Raw genomic sequence first — 15129 nt, forward strand, 5'->3', positions numbered from 1 at the left:
GGAGTGGGAAATGAAGCCTTTTTTGCGCTGGTGTTTTGTTGCGACAGCTTTGACGCTGGCAGGATGCAGCAACTCCAATTGGCGTAAGAACGAAGTTCTTGCAGTACCTTTACAGCCCACACTGCAACAGGAAGTGATTCTGGCTCGCATGGAACAAATTCTTGCCAGTCGAGCCCTTACCGATGATGAACGCGCACAGCTGTTATATGAGCGCGGAGTGTTGTATGATAGCTTGGGTCTGAGGGCATTAGCGCGGAACGATTTTTCGCAAGCGCTGTCTATAAGACCAGATATGCCAGAAGTGTTTAACTATCTTGGTATATACTTAACGCAGGCGGGCAACTTTGATGCCGCCTATGAAGCGTTTGATTCTGTACTTGAGCTTGATCCAACTTACAACTATGCGCATTTAAATCGTGGTATCGCCCTCTATTACGGCGGTCGATACAAGTTAGCGCAAGATGATCTGCTGGCGTTTTATCAAGACGATCCTAACGATCCTTTCCGCAGCTTGTGGCTCTACCTGGTTGAAAGCAGGATGGATGCCGACAAAGCAAAAGTGGCGCTTAAGCAGCGTTACGACAAAGCGGTCAAGGACCAATGGGGATGGAATATTGTCGAGTTCTACCTGGGCGACATCAGCGAAGCAACACTGATGGAACGTCTCAAGGCGGACGCAACGGATAACACCTCGCTCGCTGAACATCTCAGTGAAACCAACTTCTATTTAGGTAAGTATTACCTAAGTCTGGGGGAGAAGGACAACGCAGAAGCGTTGTTCAAACTGGCGGTTGCCAACAACGTGAATAACTTTGTTGAACACCGATACGCATTGTTGGAACTGGCGCAACTCGGCCAGGCACAAGACGATTTATCAGAATCTGACCAGCAATAGCTGACGAACTTTTTTGCCTGTAAAACCTGTCAAGTCATCATCTTCAGGGATGAGGGCTTTTCTGTTCGTCAAAACTTCTAATTTGAGCCGGTTCACACTTTTTGATGAAAATGACTGAAAGTTTTCACGACGAGTTATGTAGACTGGCCGCCGCAATCAACGAGGCACGTGTACTACATGACTGATATTCAAACCACTTTTGCAGAACTTGGCCTGAACGCCGAACTCCTTGAATCACTGAACGGCATGGGCTATGTCAAGCCATCCCCAATCCAGGCTGAGTGTATTCCTCACCTGCTGGCGGGCCGTGACGTATTAGGTATGGCGCAGACCGGGAGTGGTAAAACTGCAGCGTTCTCGCTGCCGCTGTTACACAACATCGATCCAACTGTTAAAGCACCGCAAATTTTGGTGCTGGCACCGACCCGCGAACTGGCGGTGCAGGTAGCTGAAGCTGTTACCGAATTCTCTAAACATATGCGCGGTCTGAACGTGGTTGCCCTTTACGGCGGCCAGCGTTATGACGTGCAGCTGCGCGCCCTGCGCCAGGGACCACAGGTTGTCGTAGGTACTCCAGGCCGTCTGCTGGATCACCTGAAACGTGGCACGTTAGATCTGTCTAACCTGCGTGGTCTGGTGCTGGACGAAGCCGATGAAATGTTACGCATGGGCTTCATCGAAGACGTTGAAACTATCATGGCGCAGATCCCAGAAGGTCATCAGACCGCACTGTTCTCTGCCACCATGCCAGAAGCGATTCGTCGTATTACCAAGCGTTTTATGAAAGATCCGCAGGAAGTGCGCATTCAGTCAAGCATGACTACGCGCCCAGACATCAGCCAGAGTTACTGGACGGCTTACGGCCGTAAAACTGACGCGCTGGTTCGCTTCCTTGAAGCAGAAGACTTCGATGCTGCGATCATTTTCGTGCGCACTAAAAACGCAACGCTGGAAGTGGCTGAAGCGCTGGAGCGCAGCGGTTACAACAGTGCGGCACTGAACGGCGATATGAACCAGGCACTGCGTGAGCAGACGCTGGAGCGCCTGAAAGATGGTCGTCTGGATATCCTGATTGCTACCGACGTTGCGGCCCGTGGCCTGGACGTTGAGCGTATCAGCCTGGTTGTTAACTACGATATTCCGATGGACGCAGAATCTTACGTTCACCGTATCGGCCGTACCGGTCGTGCTGGTCGTGCAGGTCGCGCACTGCTGTTCGTAGAGAACCGCGAGCGTCGTCTGCTGCGTAACATCGAACGCACCATGAAGCTGACCATTCCAGAAGTTGAGCTGCCAAATGCAGAACTGCTGGGTCAGCGTCGTCTGGCTAAGTTCGCGGCAAAAGTTCAGCAGCAGCTGGAAAGCAGCGATCTGGAACAGTACCGTGCGCTGCTGGCGAAGATGCAGCCTGAAGAAGAGCTGGATATCGAAACGCTGGCTGCTGCGCTGCTGAAAATGGCACAGGGTGAGCGTCCGCTGATCGTTCCTGCTGATGCACCACGTCCAGCGCGTCGTGAATTCCGTGAGCGTGACGATCGTCGTGAGAGCCGTGATGCACGTGGTCCACGCGAAAGCCGTGATGGCGACCGTCCACGTCGCGAACGTCGTGACGTTGGCGATATGCAACTGTACCGCATTGAAGTGGGCCGTGACGACGGTGTTGAAGTGCGTCATATCGTGGGCGCAATTGCCAACGAAGGCGATATCAGCAGCCGTTACATCGGTAACATCAAACTGTTTGGTACGCACTCCACCATCGAGCTGCCGAAAGGCATGCCAGGTGACGTGCTGCAGCACTTTACCCGTACGCGTATTCTGAACAAGCCAATGAATATGCAGCTGCTGGGTGATGCTCAGCCGCACGAAGGTGGCCGTGGCGAGCGTCGTCCTGGCGCCGGTGCTGGCGAACGTCGTGGCGGCGGTGCACGTCCTGAAGGTCAGGGCCCGCGTCGTTTCTCTTCTGAGCGCCGTGAAGGTGGTCGTGAAGGCGGACGCAGCTTCAACCGCGAAGGCGGTCGTGGTCCACGTCGTGAAGACGGTGCGGCTGCACCACGTCGTCGTGACGCGTAAGCGAGCTAAATCGTCGTAATAAAAAGGGAAGCCTGCGGGCTTCCCTTTTTTTATCCTGCTTCTGGCTTATCCCAGAAGGGCGGCTGCTGCTTTACAGGCTGCGTGCAGCGTCCATCGCCAGCTTAAACGAGTGCAGACGGGCTTGCGTATCGTAAATCTGACCGTTAACCATTATCTCATCCGCCTGGGTTTCACGCAGCAGTGAAGCCAGTCCGTGACGCACTTTCTCGACATCCCCTACCAGCGACATGCTCAGCGCCTGCTGAACGCCATACTGTTCTGACGGCGACCACAGGCTGTCCATGTTCTGGACCGGGGCAGGCAGCGGGCCCGGCTTGCCACGGCGCAGATTAATAAACTGCTGCTGCATTGAAGTGAACAGGAAACGCGCGTCGCTTTCGCTGTCAGCAGCAACCACGTTAATGCACACCGTAGCGTACGGCTCGGCGAGACGGGCTGAAGGCGTAAAGTTCTCGCGATAGACATGCAGAGCCTGGAACAGCTGGTCCGGCGCAAAGTGCGAGGCGAAGGCAAACGGCAGTCCCATTTTGGCCGACAGCTGTGCGCTGTAAAGGCTGGAACCCAGCAACCACACCGGAATTTTCAGGCCTAAACCGGGCACCGGCTGAACAGGTGGCTGCGCGCCGGCTTCCGCATCAAACCAGTCGATCAACTCAGCGACATCGTCCGGGAAGGTATCGGCCTGAATGCCCGACAGGTTGCGGCGCAGGGCCAGCATGGTGCGCTGATCCGAGCCGGGGGCGCGGCCTAATCCCAGATCGATACGGTCGGGATAAAGCGAGGCCAGAGTGCCGAACTGTTCTGCAATCACCAGCGGCGCGTGATTCGGCAACATAATGCCGCCCGAACCCAGACGCAGCGTTGTGGTGTTCGCGGCCAGATAGCCAATCAGCACAGACGTGGCGGCACTGGCAATGCCGGTCATATTATGGTGTTCAGCCAGCCAGTAACGTTCGAATCCCAGGGCTTCAGCCTGACGCGCCAGCGCGAGTGAATGGTGAAACGCATCACGAGGCGTGGCACCCTGAGGAACAGGGGCAAGATCGAGTACGGAGAGGCGAACGCTTTTTTTCTCAGACATGAGTACTCCAGAGTGTATAGCGCAGGTGTCATACCCTGCGCCATCAAGTATTGCGTAACATCCGCCATATTAAAACTTTTTACACTCGCCGTATGTTGCCTGTATGTGCCTTTCAGTCGCCAGCCTGCAAAACCATGCCCGGCAGCTTGCGCCAGTAGCCATTACAGTCCCGATTTTTCGCCAGATCCAGGGGCGCCTGCCCCTCTTCATTTGCGCGGAAACGGTCAATAAGGCTTAAGGTTTCCTCATCCTGAGGTGACAACCGCACGATATCTACATAGTTGTGCATACCAACCAGATCGTTCCCCAGGTTATAGCAGTAACCGCTCAGGGTCTGGATACCGTTCAGGACGAAAACCTGTTGCGATTCCTGTGAGAGGACCCGGCGTCCATGAGGATAATGAATACAGCAGGTTTCGCAGGCATCTTTGGCGCGATTCTCCGAACGTGCTGTAAAGCAGCGGGCTGACAGGGCCAGCGGCAAATGACCATAACCCAGCACCTCCACCTCGAACTGCTGGCGGATGCCTCTTGTCTCACACTGCTGGAGCAGCTCCACTAGCCAGTCGCGCGGCATTTCAACGGGCAAGCACCAGCGCGTCATGCCCTCTTTGACTAAAAGCTGCAGCGTATCGGCGTTATAAACATTGAGCGTGGGCCCCGCAACGAAGGGCAGCTTGCGCTCTGCCGCCATATTCACGGTGCCCAGGTCGTTGGCCTCAATAATAAACTCGCCGTTCTCTACATAGCGCTGTAGCTCTTTGAGCTCAGAAGGGGATTGCAGCAAAGCCAGCGTGCTAATGACCACCTGCTTCCCACGGGCTGACAGCATTCGTGCTAAATCCATCCAGGCGGCAAAAGGCGTGGCGCGTCGCTTGCTGCAGACGGCTTCCCCAAGACAAACAATGTCAGCGCTGCTGTCAGCAGTGAGGTGATAAAAATGTTCCAGCGTGGCGGTGGGCCAGTACCAGAGCACGGGGCCGAGAGAGTATTTCATGGTTTTTCCTCACTGCCAGTCACGATGATAGGCGCCTAAGGTGGTCTGCGTGCCTTCTGACAGGGCCCCCAGCGTTTTCATCCACTGCTGTGCCACTTCAAAGTTATCCGGCTGAGCTTGACAGCGATCGATAGCCTGACGCCAGACGCGGGCGACATCGGATACGTAGGCAGGGCTGCGCTGACGGCCTTCGATTTTTACGGAGGCAATGCCTGCCCGCATCAGCTCTGGCAACAGTTCAAGCGTATTCAGGCTGGTGGGCTCTTCCAGCACGTGATAGCGCTGGTCGTCAACCTGATAACGGCCTTTGCACAGCGTGGGATAGCCGGCGCTTTCCTCTGCGCGATAGCGATCGATCAGCACGTCATTAAGGCGCACCTCCATGCCGGCCGGCGTTTGTTGCCAGCGAACAAACTTCGCGGGGGAGCAGGCGCCTTTACTGTTTGGCGATTCACCGGTTAGCCAGGAAGAGAGGTAGCAGCGGCCCTCGGCCATGATGCACAGGCTGCCAAAGGCAAAGACCTCCAGCGGAACAGGTGTACTGCGCGCCAGCTGTTTTACCTGATGAATCGACAGTACGCGCGGCAGTACCACTCGGTGCAAATTGAAATGGCGATGATAAAAACGAATGGCCTCAAGGTTGGTGGCGGAAGCCTGCACTGACAGATGACGTTCGATGTGAGGATAGCGCGCGGTGGCATATTCCAGCGTTGCAATATCCGCCAGGATCAGCGCATCAGCACCGCTGTCTGCCGCCACATCGATAGCCCGCTGCCAGCGCTGCATGCCGTCAGGATGTGCAAAGGTATTGATCGCCACGTGCAGTTTACGGCGATGCTGATGAAGGTAGTACGCCGCTTCGTGCAGTTTCTTATCTGTAAAATTCAATCCTGCAAAGTGACGCGCGTTGGTGTCATCTTTCAGTCCGACATAAACCGCATCGGCACCATTTTCGACCGCACTTCGTATCGCAGGCAGGTTTCCGGCCGGACACAGCAGCTCCATACTCAATCCTCTCGTGATGCAGATGGAGCACGAGTCTAGTCATGGCGCTTTGGGCAAATGTTGATTTAGGGCAGTGAAACGGTCATTGATGAGATAGCCTGGCTTTTTTTTAACCCGCTTACGATAGGTTTTATTGATCTCAGAGGAGGCGGGAATGGCACTCTATGGCAATATAGCTAAAATTTTTTGTGACAGGAGTGCAAAACGTGTTCCAGCGGTTATCTGCCAGTTTAGTCAAAAACGGCCCTAAAATCCTTAGTTTACCTGCAACACTTGCTCCCTTCATGTTGAAGAAGCAGCTCTTGCAACAACTCTTAAACTGGCAATTTCGTCATGTTTTAGCCGAAGGTGAGTTAGACTTTCTTCAGGGACGCTTTTTGGGGATTGAGATTAGCGATATTAATCTCACGTGGATCACCACGCTGGAAGGCGGCCAACTGAGGGTGTTGCAGCATGCCGAAGCAGATGTCTGGTTCCGGGGCAACGCCAATGATTTGTTGCTGGTAGCAGCACGCAAAGCGGATCCTGATATGCTTTTCTTTCAGCGCCGACTGCTGATCGAAGGGGATACGGAACTGGGACTGGAGGTTAAGAACGTAATGGATGCAATTGAACTCAACACCATGCCCAAGGGGTTACGTACCGCCATTCAACAGATGGCCGCAATCGTGGAGACAACAATGCAACAGGACGCGAAAGCCGCACAGGCACGCGCGGGTGTCTCATGTTAATACGCACAGAAATTGGCGTGGATGCCGCCGGTATCGATGCATTACTGCGACGCTGTTTTCCCACCTCAGCCGAAGCCGAGCTGACTCAGGCCCTGCGTGAAGACGGGCTGCTAACGCTGGGCGTCGTCGCCACAGACGATGAAGGGCAGGTGCTGGGCTATGCCGCCTTCAGCCCGGTTACCCTGCAGGGGGAAGATCGCAACTGGGTCGGACTGGTTCCGCTGGCTGTGGATGAAAGCCTGCGTGGTCAGGGCATAGCGAAACAGTTGGTCTACGAAGGTCTGGATACGCTGAATGAGTTTGGCTACAGCGCCGTTGTGGTAAGGGGCGATCCCGCATTGTATAGCCACCTGGGTTTCGAGCCCGCAGCACGGCATGGGTTGCACTGCCGCTGGCCGGATAGCGAAGCCTCTTTCCTGGTGTACCCTCTGGCAGACAACGCGTTTGACGGGGCCGAAGGGCGCATTGAGTATTCCGCGCCTTTTAATCCACTGCGCTGAGCCAGGCGGTAAGGCTTACGGGTTGCTCGGCAACCAACTGTAGTTTTCGTTGACGGGTCAGTTGCTTAACCTGGTACTCCAGCGCGGAAGCCTGCGACCGGTCGCCCGCCGCGCAGGCATAGACCAGCGCCAATGGGCCCTTACCGCGCAGGGCACGGGCCCCGCGCCCACAGGCATGTTGTCCAAGGCGGCGCGCAACGTCGGTTGTGATGCCGGTATACAGCATGCCTGCGGCCGTTTGTATCAGGTAAAGTTGCCAGTGCTGACTCATAATGTGTTCCAGAAATGCCCGCCCGGCAGTGTAGCGCGCTTCTTTGCGCCGTGCTATCCGTCGCCCTTACCCGGAGTTGATTGTGTCTGACCTTGCCCATCTTGTTCGCTACCTGAAAAAGCAGCATGTGCTGTCCCTGTGCTGCTGTGCTGACGATGATCTGTGGTGTGCAAACTGCTACTACGTGTTTGATGAATTACGCATGGCTTTCTGGCTCATGACGGAGTCGGATACGCGCCATGGCCTGTTAGCAATGAAAAATAACCGCGTGGCGGGGACAATCAATGGACAGCCGAAGACGGTACTGCTGATAAAAGGCGTGCAGTATCGGGGTCAGATCCGGCCGCTCAGCGAAGAAGACGCGTCTGAGGCGCGCACCGCGTACCAACGTCGCTTCCCGGTTTCGCGCAAGGTTTCTGCGCCCCTGTGGGAAATTACGCTTGATGAGCTGAAAATGACCGACAATGCGCTGGGTTTCGGCAAAAAAATTGTCTGGCAACGCGAGGCGTAAATAAAGCGCCCCCTTCCTGGCGGAAAAGGGCGTGGGCCGTTACAGTGCCTGCAGAATACGCAGGGACTCACGGTTAAAGGCAGGCAGATCCGCCGGCGTACGGCTGGTGACCAGTTTGTCACCGTCAACCACCACTTCCTCATCACGGAAGTCGGCACCCGCATTGATCAGGTCGATCGCAATGGCCTTCACGCTGGTCATTTTACGACCGCGAACGCCGTTTGCGCTGATCAGCAGTTGTGGCCCGTGGCAGATAGCAAATATGGGTTTGCCGCTGGCCACAAAGTCTTTGGTAAAAGCAACAAAGCGGTCGTCACCGCGCAGTGCATCCGGCGAGTGTCCACCCGGTAGCAGCAGTGCGTCAAATTCCGCCGGGCTAACGTCGTCGATGCTGCGATCGATGGTGACTTCAGCATCGCCCTGTTTGCCCTTCACGGTTTTACCCGCCTGCTCCTCAATGGTAACCACCTCATAGCCCGCACGTTTGTAGACTTCGGCTGGCGAGGTAAACTCAGAGTCTTCAAATTCATCGGTGATCAGAACCGCAATTCTGGTGCTCATCTATACTCTCCTTTAGGCATGTCAGGCGCATACTGCGCTATCCTGATGACCTGTTAAGCCTGGTTGTCGATTCTGAGAACGCAAGCCAGGCGGCTCACATTGGCCAGATTTTGCACGGCTGGCAGCGAAACAGGGAATATTCTGAGATGAATCGTGTATTACTGACGGGCGCAACCGGCTTAGTGGGATCCTGTCTGCTGCGTTTACTGATCGACGATCCGCGCGTGGATGAAATTATTGCGCCCAGCCGTCGTGCGCTTCCCGCAATGAACAAGGTCGTCAACCCTGTTGAAGCCGATCTCACGGATGTCCTGCGCCCGCTGGAGGCACCGCTGACGACGGTATTTTGCTGTCTGGGCACCACGCGTAAGCAGGCGGGCAGTAAAGAGGCCTTTATTCACGTGGATTACACGCTGGTGGTGGATACCGCCCTGAACGCGTTACGTCTGGGGGCCAGAAAGATGCTGGTGGTCAGTGCGCACGGTGCTAACCGTCACTCCCCCTTTTTATACAATCGCGTGAAAGGTGAGATGGAAAATGCGCTGCGCCATCAGGCGTGGCCGAGCCTGACGGTGGTCCGGCCTTCGCTGTTGCTGGGTGAACGAAAAGATAAACGTCGGGGAGAAAGCCTGATGGCTCCGCTGTTCGCCTGGTTGCCAGGCAACTGGCGTGCCGTGTCGGCTCAGGACGTGGCTCGCTGCCTGCATCACCAGGCGTTTGCCGAAGAAAATACGGGGTTCACGCTGATCGAGTCCGGCGCGATCCCCCGTGTTTCAGCGTAGATACCAGATTTTCTGATTTCGGCTGCCGCGCCACAGGAGCGTGGCATCGCGTTCTGCCTCTTCAAACCGCCCGTCAATCACCACGTCTATCCAGGGCAGGATCGCGCGCTGTGCCGGGCTGAGTGCCTGCATCTCATAGCCGGTCCACAACCAGATATCTTTGCCTGCGCACGTCTGTTTTACCCGTTTCACTAACCGACGAACATGCGGCACGTTATGAGGATGCAGCGGATCGCCGCCGCTCAGCGATAAACCCTGACGCGGGATACGCGTATCCTGTAAATCCGCTAACAGCTGCTCCTCCATTTCCAGCGTAAACGGCACGCCCGAGTCCAGCCGCCAGGTGCTCTGGTTGTAACAGCCGCGACACTGGTGCTCGCAGCCTGAGACAAACAGCGTACAGCGCGTGCCGGGCCCGTTCACGATATCCACATCGTAGTAACGATGGATGCGCATCATCCCAGCTGTCCGCTATCCAGGTGCTTCACCCGACGCTGCACTTCTTGCTGTTTACCGGCGTTAAACGGGCGCGCATCCGGGCTGCCGAGATAGCCACATACGCGTCGCGTAACCGAAACCCGGGCAGGATCGTGATTGCCGCAGTTGGGGCAGGTAAAGCCGCGACTGGTGCAGGTGAATTCCCCGTTGAACCCGCAGTCGTAGCACTCGTCAATCGGCGTGTTGGTGCCGTAGTAGGGCACGCGGTCATAGCTGTAATCCCACACGTCTTCCAGCGCCTTGAGGTTGTGCTGCACGTTGGGATATTCGCCGTAACAGATAAACCCGCCGTTAGCCAACGACGGATAGGGCGCTTCAAAATCGATCTTATCGTAGGGATTCACCTTCTTCTCAACGTCCAGATGGAAGCTGTTGGTGTAGTAGCCTTTATCGGTTACCCCCTTTACCACGCCAAACTGCGCGGCATCCAGACGACAGAAGCGGTCGCACAGGTTCTCACTGGGCGTGCTGTAGAGACTAAAGCCGTAGCCGGTTTCGTCTTTCCAGGCATCGGTAGCCGCACGCATATGGGCCACGATGGCAACGCCTTTAGCGCGCAGCGCCGCATCATCGAAAGGATGGTGTTGCGCGCCACTCAGGGCATTCAGGGTTTCATGCAGACCGATATAGCCCAGTGACAGCGAGGCGCGGCCATTGCGGAAAATGGGGCCAATCTCATCATCGGCATTAAGCCGCACGCCGCAGGCGCCTTCCATGTACAGGATAGGCGCAACGCGGGCTTTGGTTTTTTCGAGTCGGGCAACGCGCGTCATGAGCGCCCGCTTCGCCAGCGCCAGCCGCGCATCCAGCAAGGTCCAGAAACGGGTTTCGTCTCCGTCTGCTTCCAGCGCAATGCGCGGTAAATTAAGGCTGATGACGCCGATATTATTCCGGCCTTCATGAATCTGCTCACCGTTTTCCTCGTAAACGCCCAGAAAACTGCGGCAGCCCATGGGAGTTTTAAAGGAGCCAGTGACCTGGACCACCTGATCATAATTCAGAATGTCGGGATACATCCGCTTACTGGCACAGGTCAGCGCCAGTTGCTTAATATCGTAGTTAACCTCGCCTGCACGGCGGTTCACGCCTTCCCGAATCGTAAAGACCAGCTTGGGGAACACGGCGGTTTTGTGATTTTTACCCAGCCCCGCCAAGCGGTTACGCAAAATGGAGGTCTGAACCAGCCGTGCCGCCCAGCTCGTGCCCAGGCCAAAACCAAAGGTCACGAACGGGGTTTGCCCGTTTGCCGTGTGTAACGTGTTTACCTCGTATTCCAGCGACTGGAAGGCGTCATAGCACTCTTTTTCGGTACGTTCGCGAGCATAGGCGTCCGCCTGAGGAATGTGCCAGTTTTGCGCCACGGCAAGGTGTTTTGCGAAGCTCTTTTCCACATAGGGTGCCAGCACTTCATCAATGCGGTTCAGCGTGGTTCCACCGTAAATATGGCTGGCGACCTGCGCAATGATCTGCGCCGTGACGGCCGTTGCGGTGGCGATGGATTTTGGCGGCTCGATCTCGGCATTACCCATCTTGAAGCCGTTGGTCAGCATCCCTTTCAGGTCGATCAGCATGCAGTTGAACATGGGGAAGAAGGGGGAATAATCGAGATCGTGATAGTGGATCTCGCCGCGTTCATGCGCCTGAACGACGTCCCGGGGGAGGATCTGCTGCTGCGCATAGTGCTTCGCGACGATCCCGGCCAGCAGATCGCGCTGGGTGGGGATCACTTTGCTGTCTTTATTGGCATTTTCATGCAGCAGGGCGGCGTTGGTCTGATCCACCAGACCACGAATGGCGTGATGCAGATGGCTGCGGCGCTCGCGCTCCACGTCGCGATCGTGACGATACTCAATATAGGTGCGTGCCAGCTGCGGGTAAGGCCCGGCCATGAGCGTTTCTTCCACCGCATACTGGATGTCACCGATATCCACTTCCTGACGATGGGCCAGTTGAGTGCTGACCCGATCGGCCACCGTGTCGCACCACCGTGCATCTTCCACGTTTGCCGCCCGTGCCGCAGCCTTCACTGCTGCGGCGATACGCTGTGAATCAAAGCCTACGCGGCATCCGTCGCGCTTCACCACCACCGTTGCCATTTTTTCTCCGTTAACTACATATGGGTGTGTTTTTGGATTTTAGACTCAATATGTAGTAATTGCAGTGAATTAATCGGCTTGTTTTTGACCTGAAGCAAAGAAGCCTTGAACAAGAAGATAAAATCGACACTGAAAAAAAACAGACCCGAGATCGCCTTTTCCGGCGGGCGAATTTGCTTAGCGGAGCAAAATGACTTAACTCTGTTTATCGTTCTTTTTAGCCATTGACCCGCAGGGAGCCGTGCCAATGCCGTTACGTCGAAATGTGCTGATCTGTTGTTGTGCGCTGACCTTTTCCGCCGCCGCCGATACGCTGCCGCTCATGCCGTGGCCACAGCAGGTTGAGCAACCTGCCCGCGCAGGCTGGCTGACGCTCACCCCACAGCTGACGCTACAGATTGTCGGGGACACGCTGCCCGGCGCCGAAACACGCTGGCTGTCGCGCATCGCTCGCCAAACCGGCTGGCCGCTGTTACCCGCCGATCAGCCGGTTGAGCATCCCACAATTCGTATTGCCATCGCGCAGGCGGTCAACCCTGTCCCTCAGCCTGACAGCGATGAAAGTTACCAACTGGACGTCAACCGCGACGGCGTGCTGCTGAAAGCCAACAGCCGCTTTGGCGCGATGCGCGGCATGGAAACGTTACTGCAACTGATAGAAAACAGTGCCGAAGGCACCCGCATTCCCTGGATAACGATTCACGATAAACCGCGCTTTGCCTGGCGCGGCATCCTTATCGACAGCGCCCGCCACTTTATGCCGGTCAGAACGCTGAAACGCCAGATCGATGGGATCGCGGCGGCGCGAATGAACGTGCTGCACTGGCATCTCACCGACGATCAGGGCTGGCGCTTTGCCTCCCTCCGCTATCCGCAACTGCAGCAGAAAGCCAGCGACGGGCTTTTCTATACTCAGGCGGAGATGCGTGAGGTGGTGCAGTATGCGGCTGAGCGTGGCGTACGCGTGGTGCCGGAGATGGATATACCCGGCCATGCCTCCGCGCTGGCGGTGGCGATGCCGGAACTGATCAGCGCGCCGGGGCCGTATCAGATGGAGCGCGGATGGGGCGTTTTCAAACCCTTGCTGGATCCCAGCAACGAACAGGTTTATCAGGTTATTGACGCGCTGGTGGGGGAGATGGCAGCGATCTTCCCCGATCCCTACCTGCATATCGGTGGCGATGAGGTGGATCCCAGCCAGTGGCAGGCATCCGCCGCTGTTCAGCAGTTTATGCGCGATCGTGGATTAGCCGATCCCCATGCGCTGCAGGCCTGGTTCAATCAGCGCGTTGAGAAAATCCTCGAAAAACACCAGCGGCGCATGGTGGGCTGGGATGAAATTGCCCATCCCGATCTGCCGCACAGCATTCTGATTCAGTCCTGGCAGGGACAGGATGCACTGGGCACGGTAGCGAAAAACGGCTATCGCGGCATTCTGTCCACGGGTTTTTATCTCGATCAGCCTCAGCCGGCCAGCTATCACTATCGCAACGAAATCTATCCTCAGGGCCTTAACGGCCAGGATGTGGTGCAGTCGGGCGAACAGGCTCAGAGCTGGTCCTTTACCATGCCACGGTTAAAAGGCAGCCCGGTAACGGGGAGTTTCACCCTGATTAAAGGCCGCGACGGCTGGCGCGGTTTTATCGACTTTGCCGGAAAATCGCGTCGTCTGGTGAACGCCATCGACTGGCTTTCGGCGAACCGGCTGACGTTCACGGTGGATACCTGGATGGGACCGTTCAAACCGGTCGTCACCCTGGCGAACAATCAACTGAGCGGATACATGCTGGTGGGTAACGTCCGTTACGCGGCCGAAGGGCAGCGGCTCGACGCGGTGCCCAGGGGGATTCAGCCTGTGCTGCCGGATGCGCGCCAGATGCAGCAAAACCTGCTGGGCGGTGAGGCCGCGCTGTGGGCCGAAAACGTCAACAGCGCGATTATTGATACCAAACTCTGGCCGCGTGCGTTTGTGGTGGCGGAGCGGTTATGGTCAGCCCAGGATGTCACCGATCCCGACAGCATGTACCAGCGGCTGGCGGCAATGGACCGCTGGACGACCGTATCGGTGGGGCTGCAGCAGCATTATCAGGCAGACCGACAGATGACGCGGCTTGCAAACAGCACGGATATTCAGCCGCTGCGCGTGCTGGCTCAGGCGCTGGAACCGGCCCAGTATTACACTCGACAGCATCTCAAGTTTCAGGCCGGGCATTACAACTACTTTGAGCCGCTGAACCGGCTGGCCGACGTTTTACCGGCAGAAAGCGACGCCGTCAGAACACTGGATAAGCAGGTGGTCGCGCTGGTTGAAGACAGAAGCAACGTGGCGGCTGCCGCAGCTATTCGCTCTCAACTCCAACGCTGGCACGATAACGCTGCTCAGGTTGCGCCATTACTCAACGGCAGCGCGCCACTTAAGGCGCTGGAAAGCAGCGCGAAACAGGTGGATGAGCTGAGCGTCATGGGCATCAACATGGTGAATGCCTGTGTCCGTAACCAGGCGCTTGGGGCCAGCGAAATGGCGCAGATGCATGCGAAGCTGGATGCGGCGGCACAGGTGCAGGACGAAACCGTCATCGCCCTTGTCAGGCCTCTTGAGGCCCTCCTCCGCGCCTTCAAATGAATAAGCTGGCGTCCTTCGCGCCGCAGGTGTCCTTGGCCGCGGCTCATCACCCCAGCCAATAAGCGGGCGTCCTTCGCGCCGCAGGTGCGTTGGCCGCAGCTCATCACCCCAGCCAATAAGCGGGTGTCCTTCGCGCCGCAGGTGCGTTGGCCGCGGCTCATCACCCCGGTCACTTACTGCAGTAAGCTCCCGGGGATGACTCACCTTGCCGCCTTCCCGCAACACGAATGCCACCGGCTTATTCCCTTGAAGGTTAGGAATGGAAAAGACATTTTGAACAATGGTTTGGGGATGATTTGGCGGATGGGTTTCCAGGATGAGGTTATGCCGCGCTGAGCGTCGCGGCAAGGTAAAGATGAACTCAGGATGAGGTCGCCGGGCCGCCGACTGAATGACGGCGGACCAGCGTGGGACTGAACATAGTGGTCACTTACTGCCGTAAGCTCCCGGGGATGACTCACCTTGCCGCCTTCCTGCAACACGAATG

The 15129-nt window shown here is 56.6% G+C and carries 15 protein-coding genes; 8 read left to right on the forward strand and 7 right to left on the reverse strand.

The window, feature by feature from the left end:
• Nucleotides 1-10 precede the first annotated feature (10 nt).
• The 3 genes from nlpI to NYE92_RS17435 all read left to right on the forward strand — a co-directional run bounded on the left by nlpI (nucleotide 11) and on the right by NYE92_RS17435 (nucleotide 2965).
• A complete protein-coding gene (gene nlpI / locus NYE92_RS17430; RefSeq protein WP_013024357.1) occupies nucleotides 11-895 on the forward strand; it encodes a lipoprotein NlpI in 885 nt (294 codons plus the stop codon).
• Between the two features lie 110 nt (nucleotides 896-1005).
• On the forward strand, nucleotides 1006-1080 hold the full coding sequence (gene yrbN / locus NYE92_RS23285) for a protein YrbN (RefSeq protein WP_226374622.1): 75 nt from the start codon (nucleotides 1006-1008) through the stop codon (nucleotides 1078-1080).
• Nucleotides 1073-2965 carry a DEAD/DEAH family ATP-dependent RNA helicase gene (locus NYE92_RS17435; protein ID WP_014595165.1) on the forward strand — a complete coding sequence of 631 codons (1893 nt, stop codon included), beginning with the start codon at nucleotides 1073-1075 and terminating at the stop codon, nucleotides 2963-2965. The genes yrbN and NYE92_RS17435 overlap by 8 nt, the downstream gene beginning before the upstream one ends.
• A 91-nt stretch (nucleotides 2966-3056) precedes the next feature.
• Here NYE92_RS17435 and NYE92_RS17440 read toward each other — a convergent pair whose 3' ends face one another.
• From NYE92_RS17440 to NYE92_RS17450, 3 genes are all read right to left on the reverse strand, one after another.
• Nucleotides 3057-4067, reverse strand: coding sequence for a luciferase-like monooxygenase (locus NYE92_RS17440; protein ID WP_013024359.1), 1011 nt, complete (start codon nucleotides 4065-4067; stop codon nucleotides 3057-3059).
• A 112-nt stretch (nucleotides 4068-4179) separates the two neighbouring features.
• Nucleotides 4180-5064: a U32 family peptidase gene (locus NYE92_RS17445; RefSeq protein WP_013024360.1), complete on the reverse strand. Its 885-nt coding sequence runs from the start codon at nucleotides 5062-5064 to the stop codon at nucleotides 4180-4182.
• A 9-nt stretch (nucleotides 5065-5073) separates the two neighbouring features.
• Complete coding sequence (locus NYE92_RS17450) at nucleotides 5074-6069, reverse strand: peptidase U32 family protein (protein ID WP_072138512.1); 996 nt, start codon at nucleotides 6067-6069, stop codon at nucleotides 5074-5076.
• Nucleotides 6070-6275: 206 nt separating this feature from the next.
• Between NYE92_RS17450 and NYE92_RS17455 the strand changes: the two genes are divergently transcribed.
• Together NYE92_RS17455 and NYE92_RS17460 are read left to right on the forward strand one after the other, a co-directional pair.
• Nucleotides 6276-6800: an SCP2 domain-containing protein gene (locus NYE92_RS17455; protein ID WP_029570911.1), complete on the forward strand. Its 525-nt coding sequence runs from the start codon at nucleotides 6276-6278 to the stop codon at nucleotides 6798-6800.
• Nucleotides 6794-7300 carry a GNAT family N-acetyltransferase gene (locus tag NYE92_RS17460; protein ID WP_105077065.1) on the forward strand — a complete coding sequence of 169 codons (507 nt, stop codon included), beginning with the start codon at nucleotides 6794-6796 and terminating at the stop codon, nucleotides 7298-7300. Before NYE92_RS17455 ends, NYE92_RS17460 begins: the two co-directional genes overlap by 7 nt.
• Here NYE92_RS17460 and NYE92_RS17465 read toward each other — a convergent pair.
• Nucleotides 7284-7571: a GIY-YIG nuclease family protein gene (locus NYE92_RS17465; RefSeq protein WP_013024364.1), complete on the reverse strand. Its 288-nt coding sequence runs from the start codon at nucleotides 7569-7571 to the stop codon at nucleotides 7284-7286. The genes NYE92_RS17460 and NYE92_RS17465 overlap by 17 nt on opposite strands.
• 82 nt (nucleotides 7572-7653) lie before the next feature.
• On the opposite strand from NYE92_RS17465, the gene NYE92_RS17470 reads away from it, so the two are divergent.
• Nucleotides 7654-8082 carry a YhbP family protein gene (locus NYE92_RS17470; RefSeq protein ID WP_259019288.1) on the forward strand — a complete coding sequence of 143 codons (429 nt, stop codon included), beginning with the start codon at nucleotides 7654-7656 and terminating at the stop codon, nucleotides 8080-8082.
• 39 nt (nucleotides 8083-8121) lie between these two features.
• Here the strand turns inward: NYE92_RS17470 and NYE92_RS17475 are convergent, their stop codons facing one another.
• A complete protein-coding gene (locus NYE92_RS17475; RefSeq protein WP_013024366.1) occupies nucleotides 8122-8643 on the reverse strand; it encodes a type 1 glutamine amidotransferase domain-containing protein in 522 nt (173 codons plus the stop codon).
• Nucleotides 8644-8789: 146 nt separating this feature from the next.
• On the opposite strand from NYE92_RS17475, the gene NYE92_RS17480 reads away from it, so the two are divergent.
• Nucleotides 8790-9425: an NAD(P)H-binding protein gene (locus NYE92_RS17480; protein WP_015701089.1), complete on the forward strand. Its 636-nt coding sequence runs from the start codon at nucleotides 8790-8792 to the stop codon at nucleotides 9423-9425.
• Here NYE92_RS17480 and nrdG read toward each other — a convergent pair.
• Together nrdG and nrdD are read right to left on the reverse strand one after the other, a co-directional pair.
• Complete coding sequence (gene nrdG / locus NYE92_RS17485; protein WP_259019289.1) at nucleotides 9417-9884, reverse strand: anaerobic ribonucleoside-triphosphate reductase-activating protein; 468 nt, start codon at nucleotides 9882-9884, stop codon at nucleotides 9417-9419. The two genes, NYE92_RS17480 and nrdG, sit on opposite strands and share 9 nt — an antisense overlap.
• Nucleotides 9881-12019 carry an anaerobic ribonucleoside-triphosphate reductase gene (nrdD, locus tag NYE92_RS17490; RefSeq protein ID WP_014595170.1) on the reverse strand — a complete coding sequence of 713 codons (2139 nt, stop codon included), beginning with the start codon at nucleotides 12017-12019 and terminating at the stop codon, nucleotides 9881-9883. The genes nrdG and nrdD overlap by 4 nt, the downstream gene beginning before the upstream one ends.
• A gap of 247 nt (nucleotides 12020-12266) precedes the next feature.
• Between nrdD and NYE92_RS17495 the strand changes: the two genes are divergently transcribed.
• Nucleotides 12267-14642, forward strand: coding sequence for a family 20 glycosylhydrolase (locus NYE92_RS17495; RefSeq protein ID WP_259019290.1), 2376 nt, complete (start codon nucleotides 12267-12269; stop codon nucleotides 14640-14642).
• Nucleotides 14643-15129: the final 487 nt, after the last annotated feature.

Origin of the sequence: Pantoea sp. B566 (assembly GCF_024793925.1) — a bacterium.
In the GTDB taxonomy this organism is placed as follows: domain Bacteria; phylum Pseudomonadota; class Gammaproteobacteria; order Enterobacterales; family Enterobacteriaceae; genus Pantoea; species Pantoea ananatis.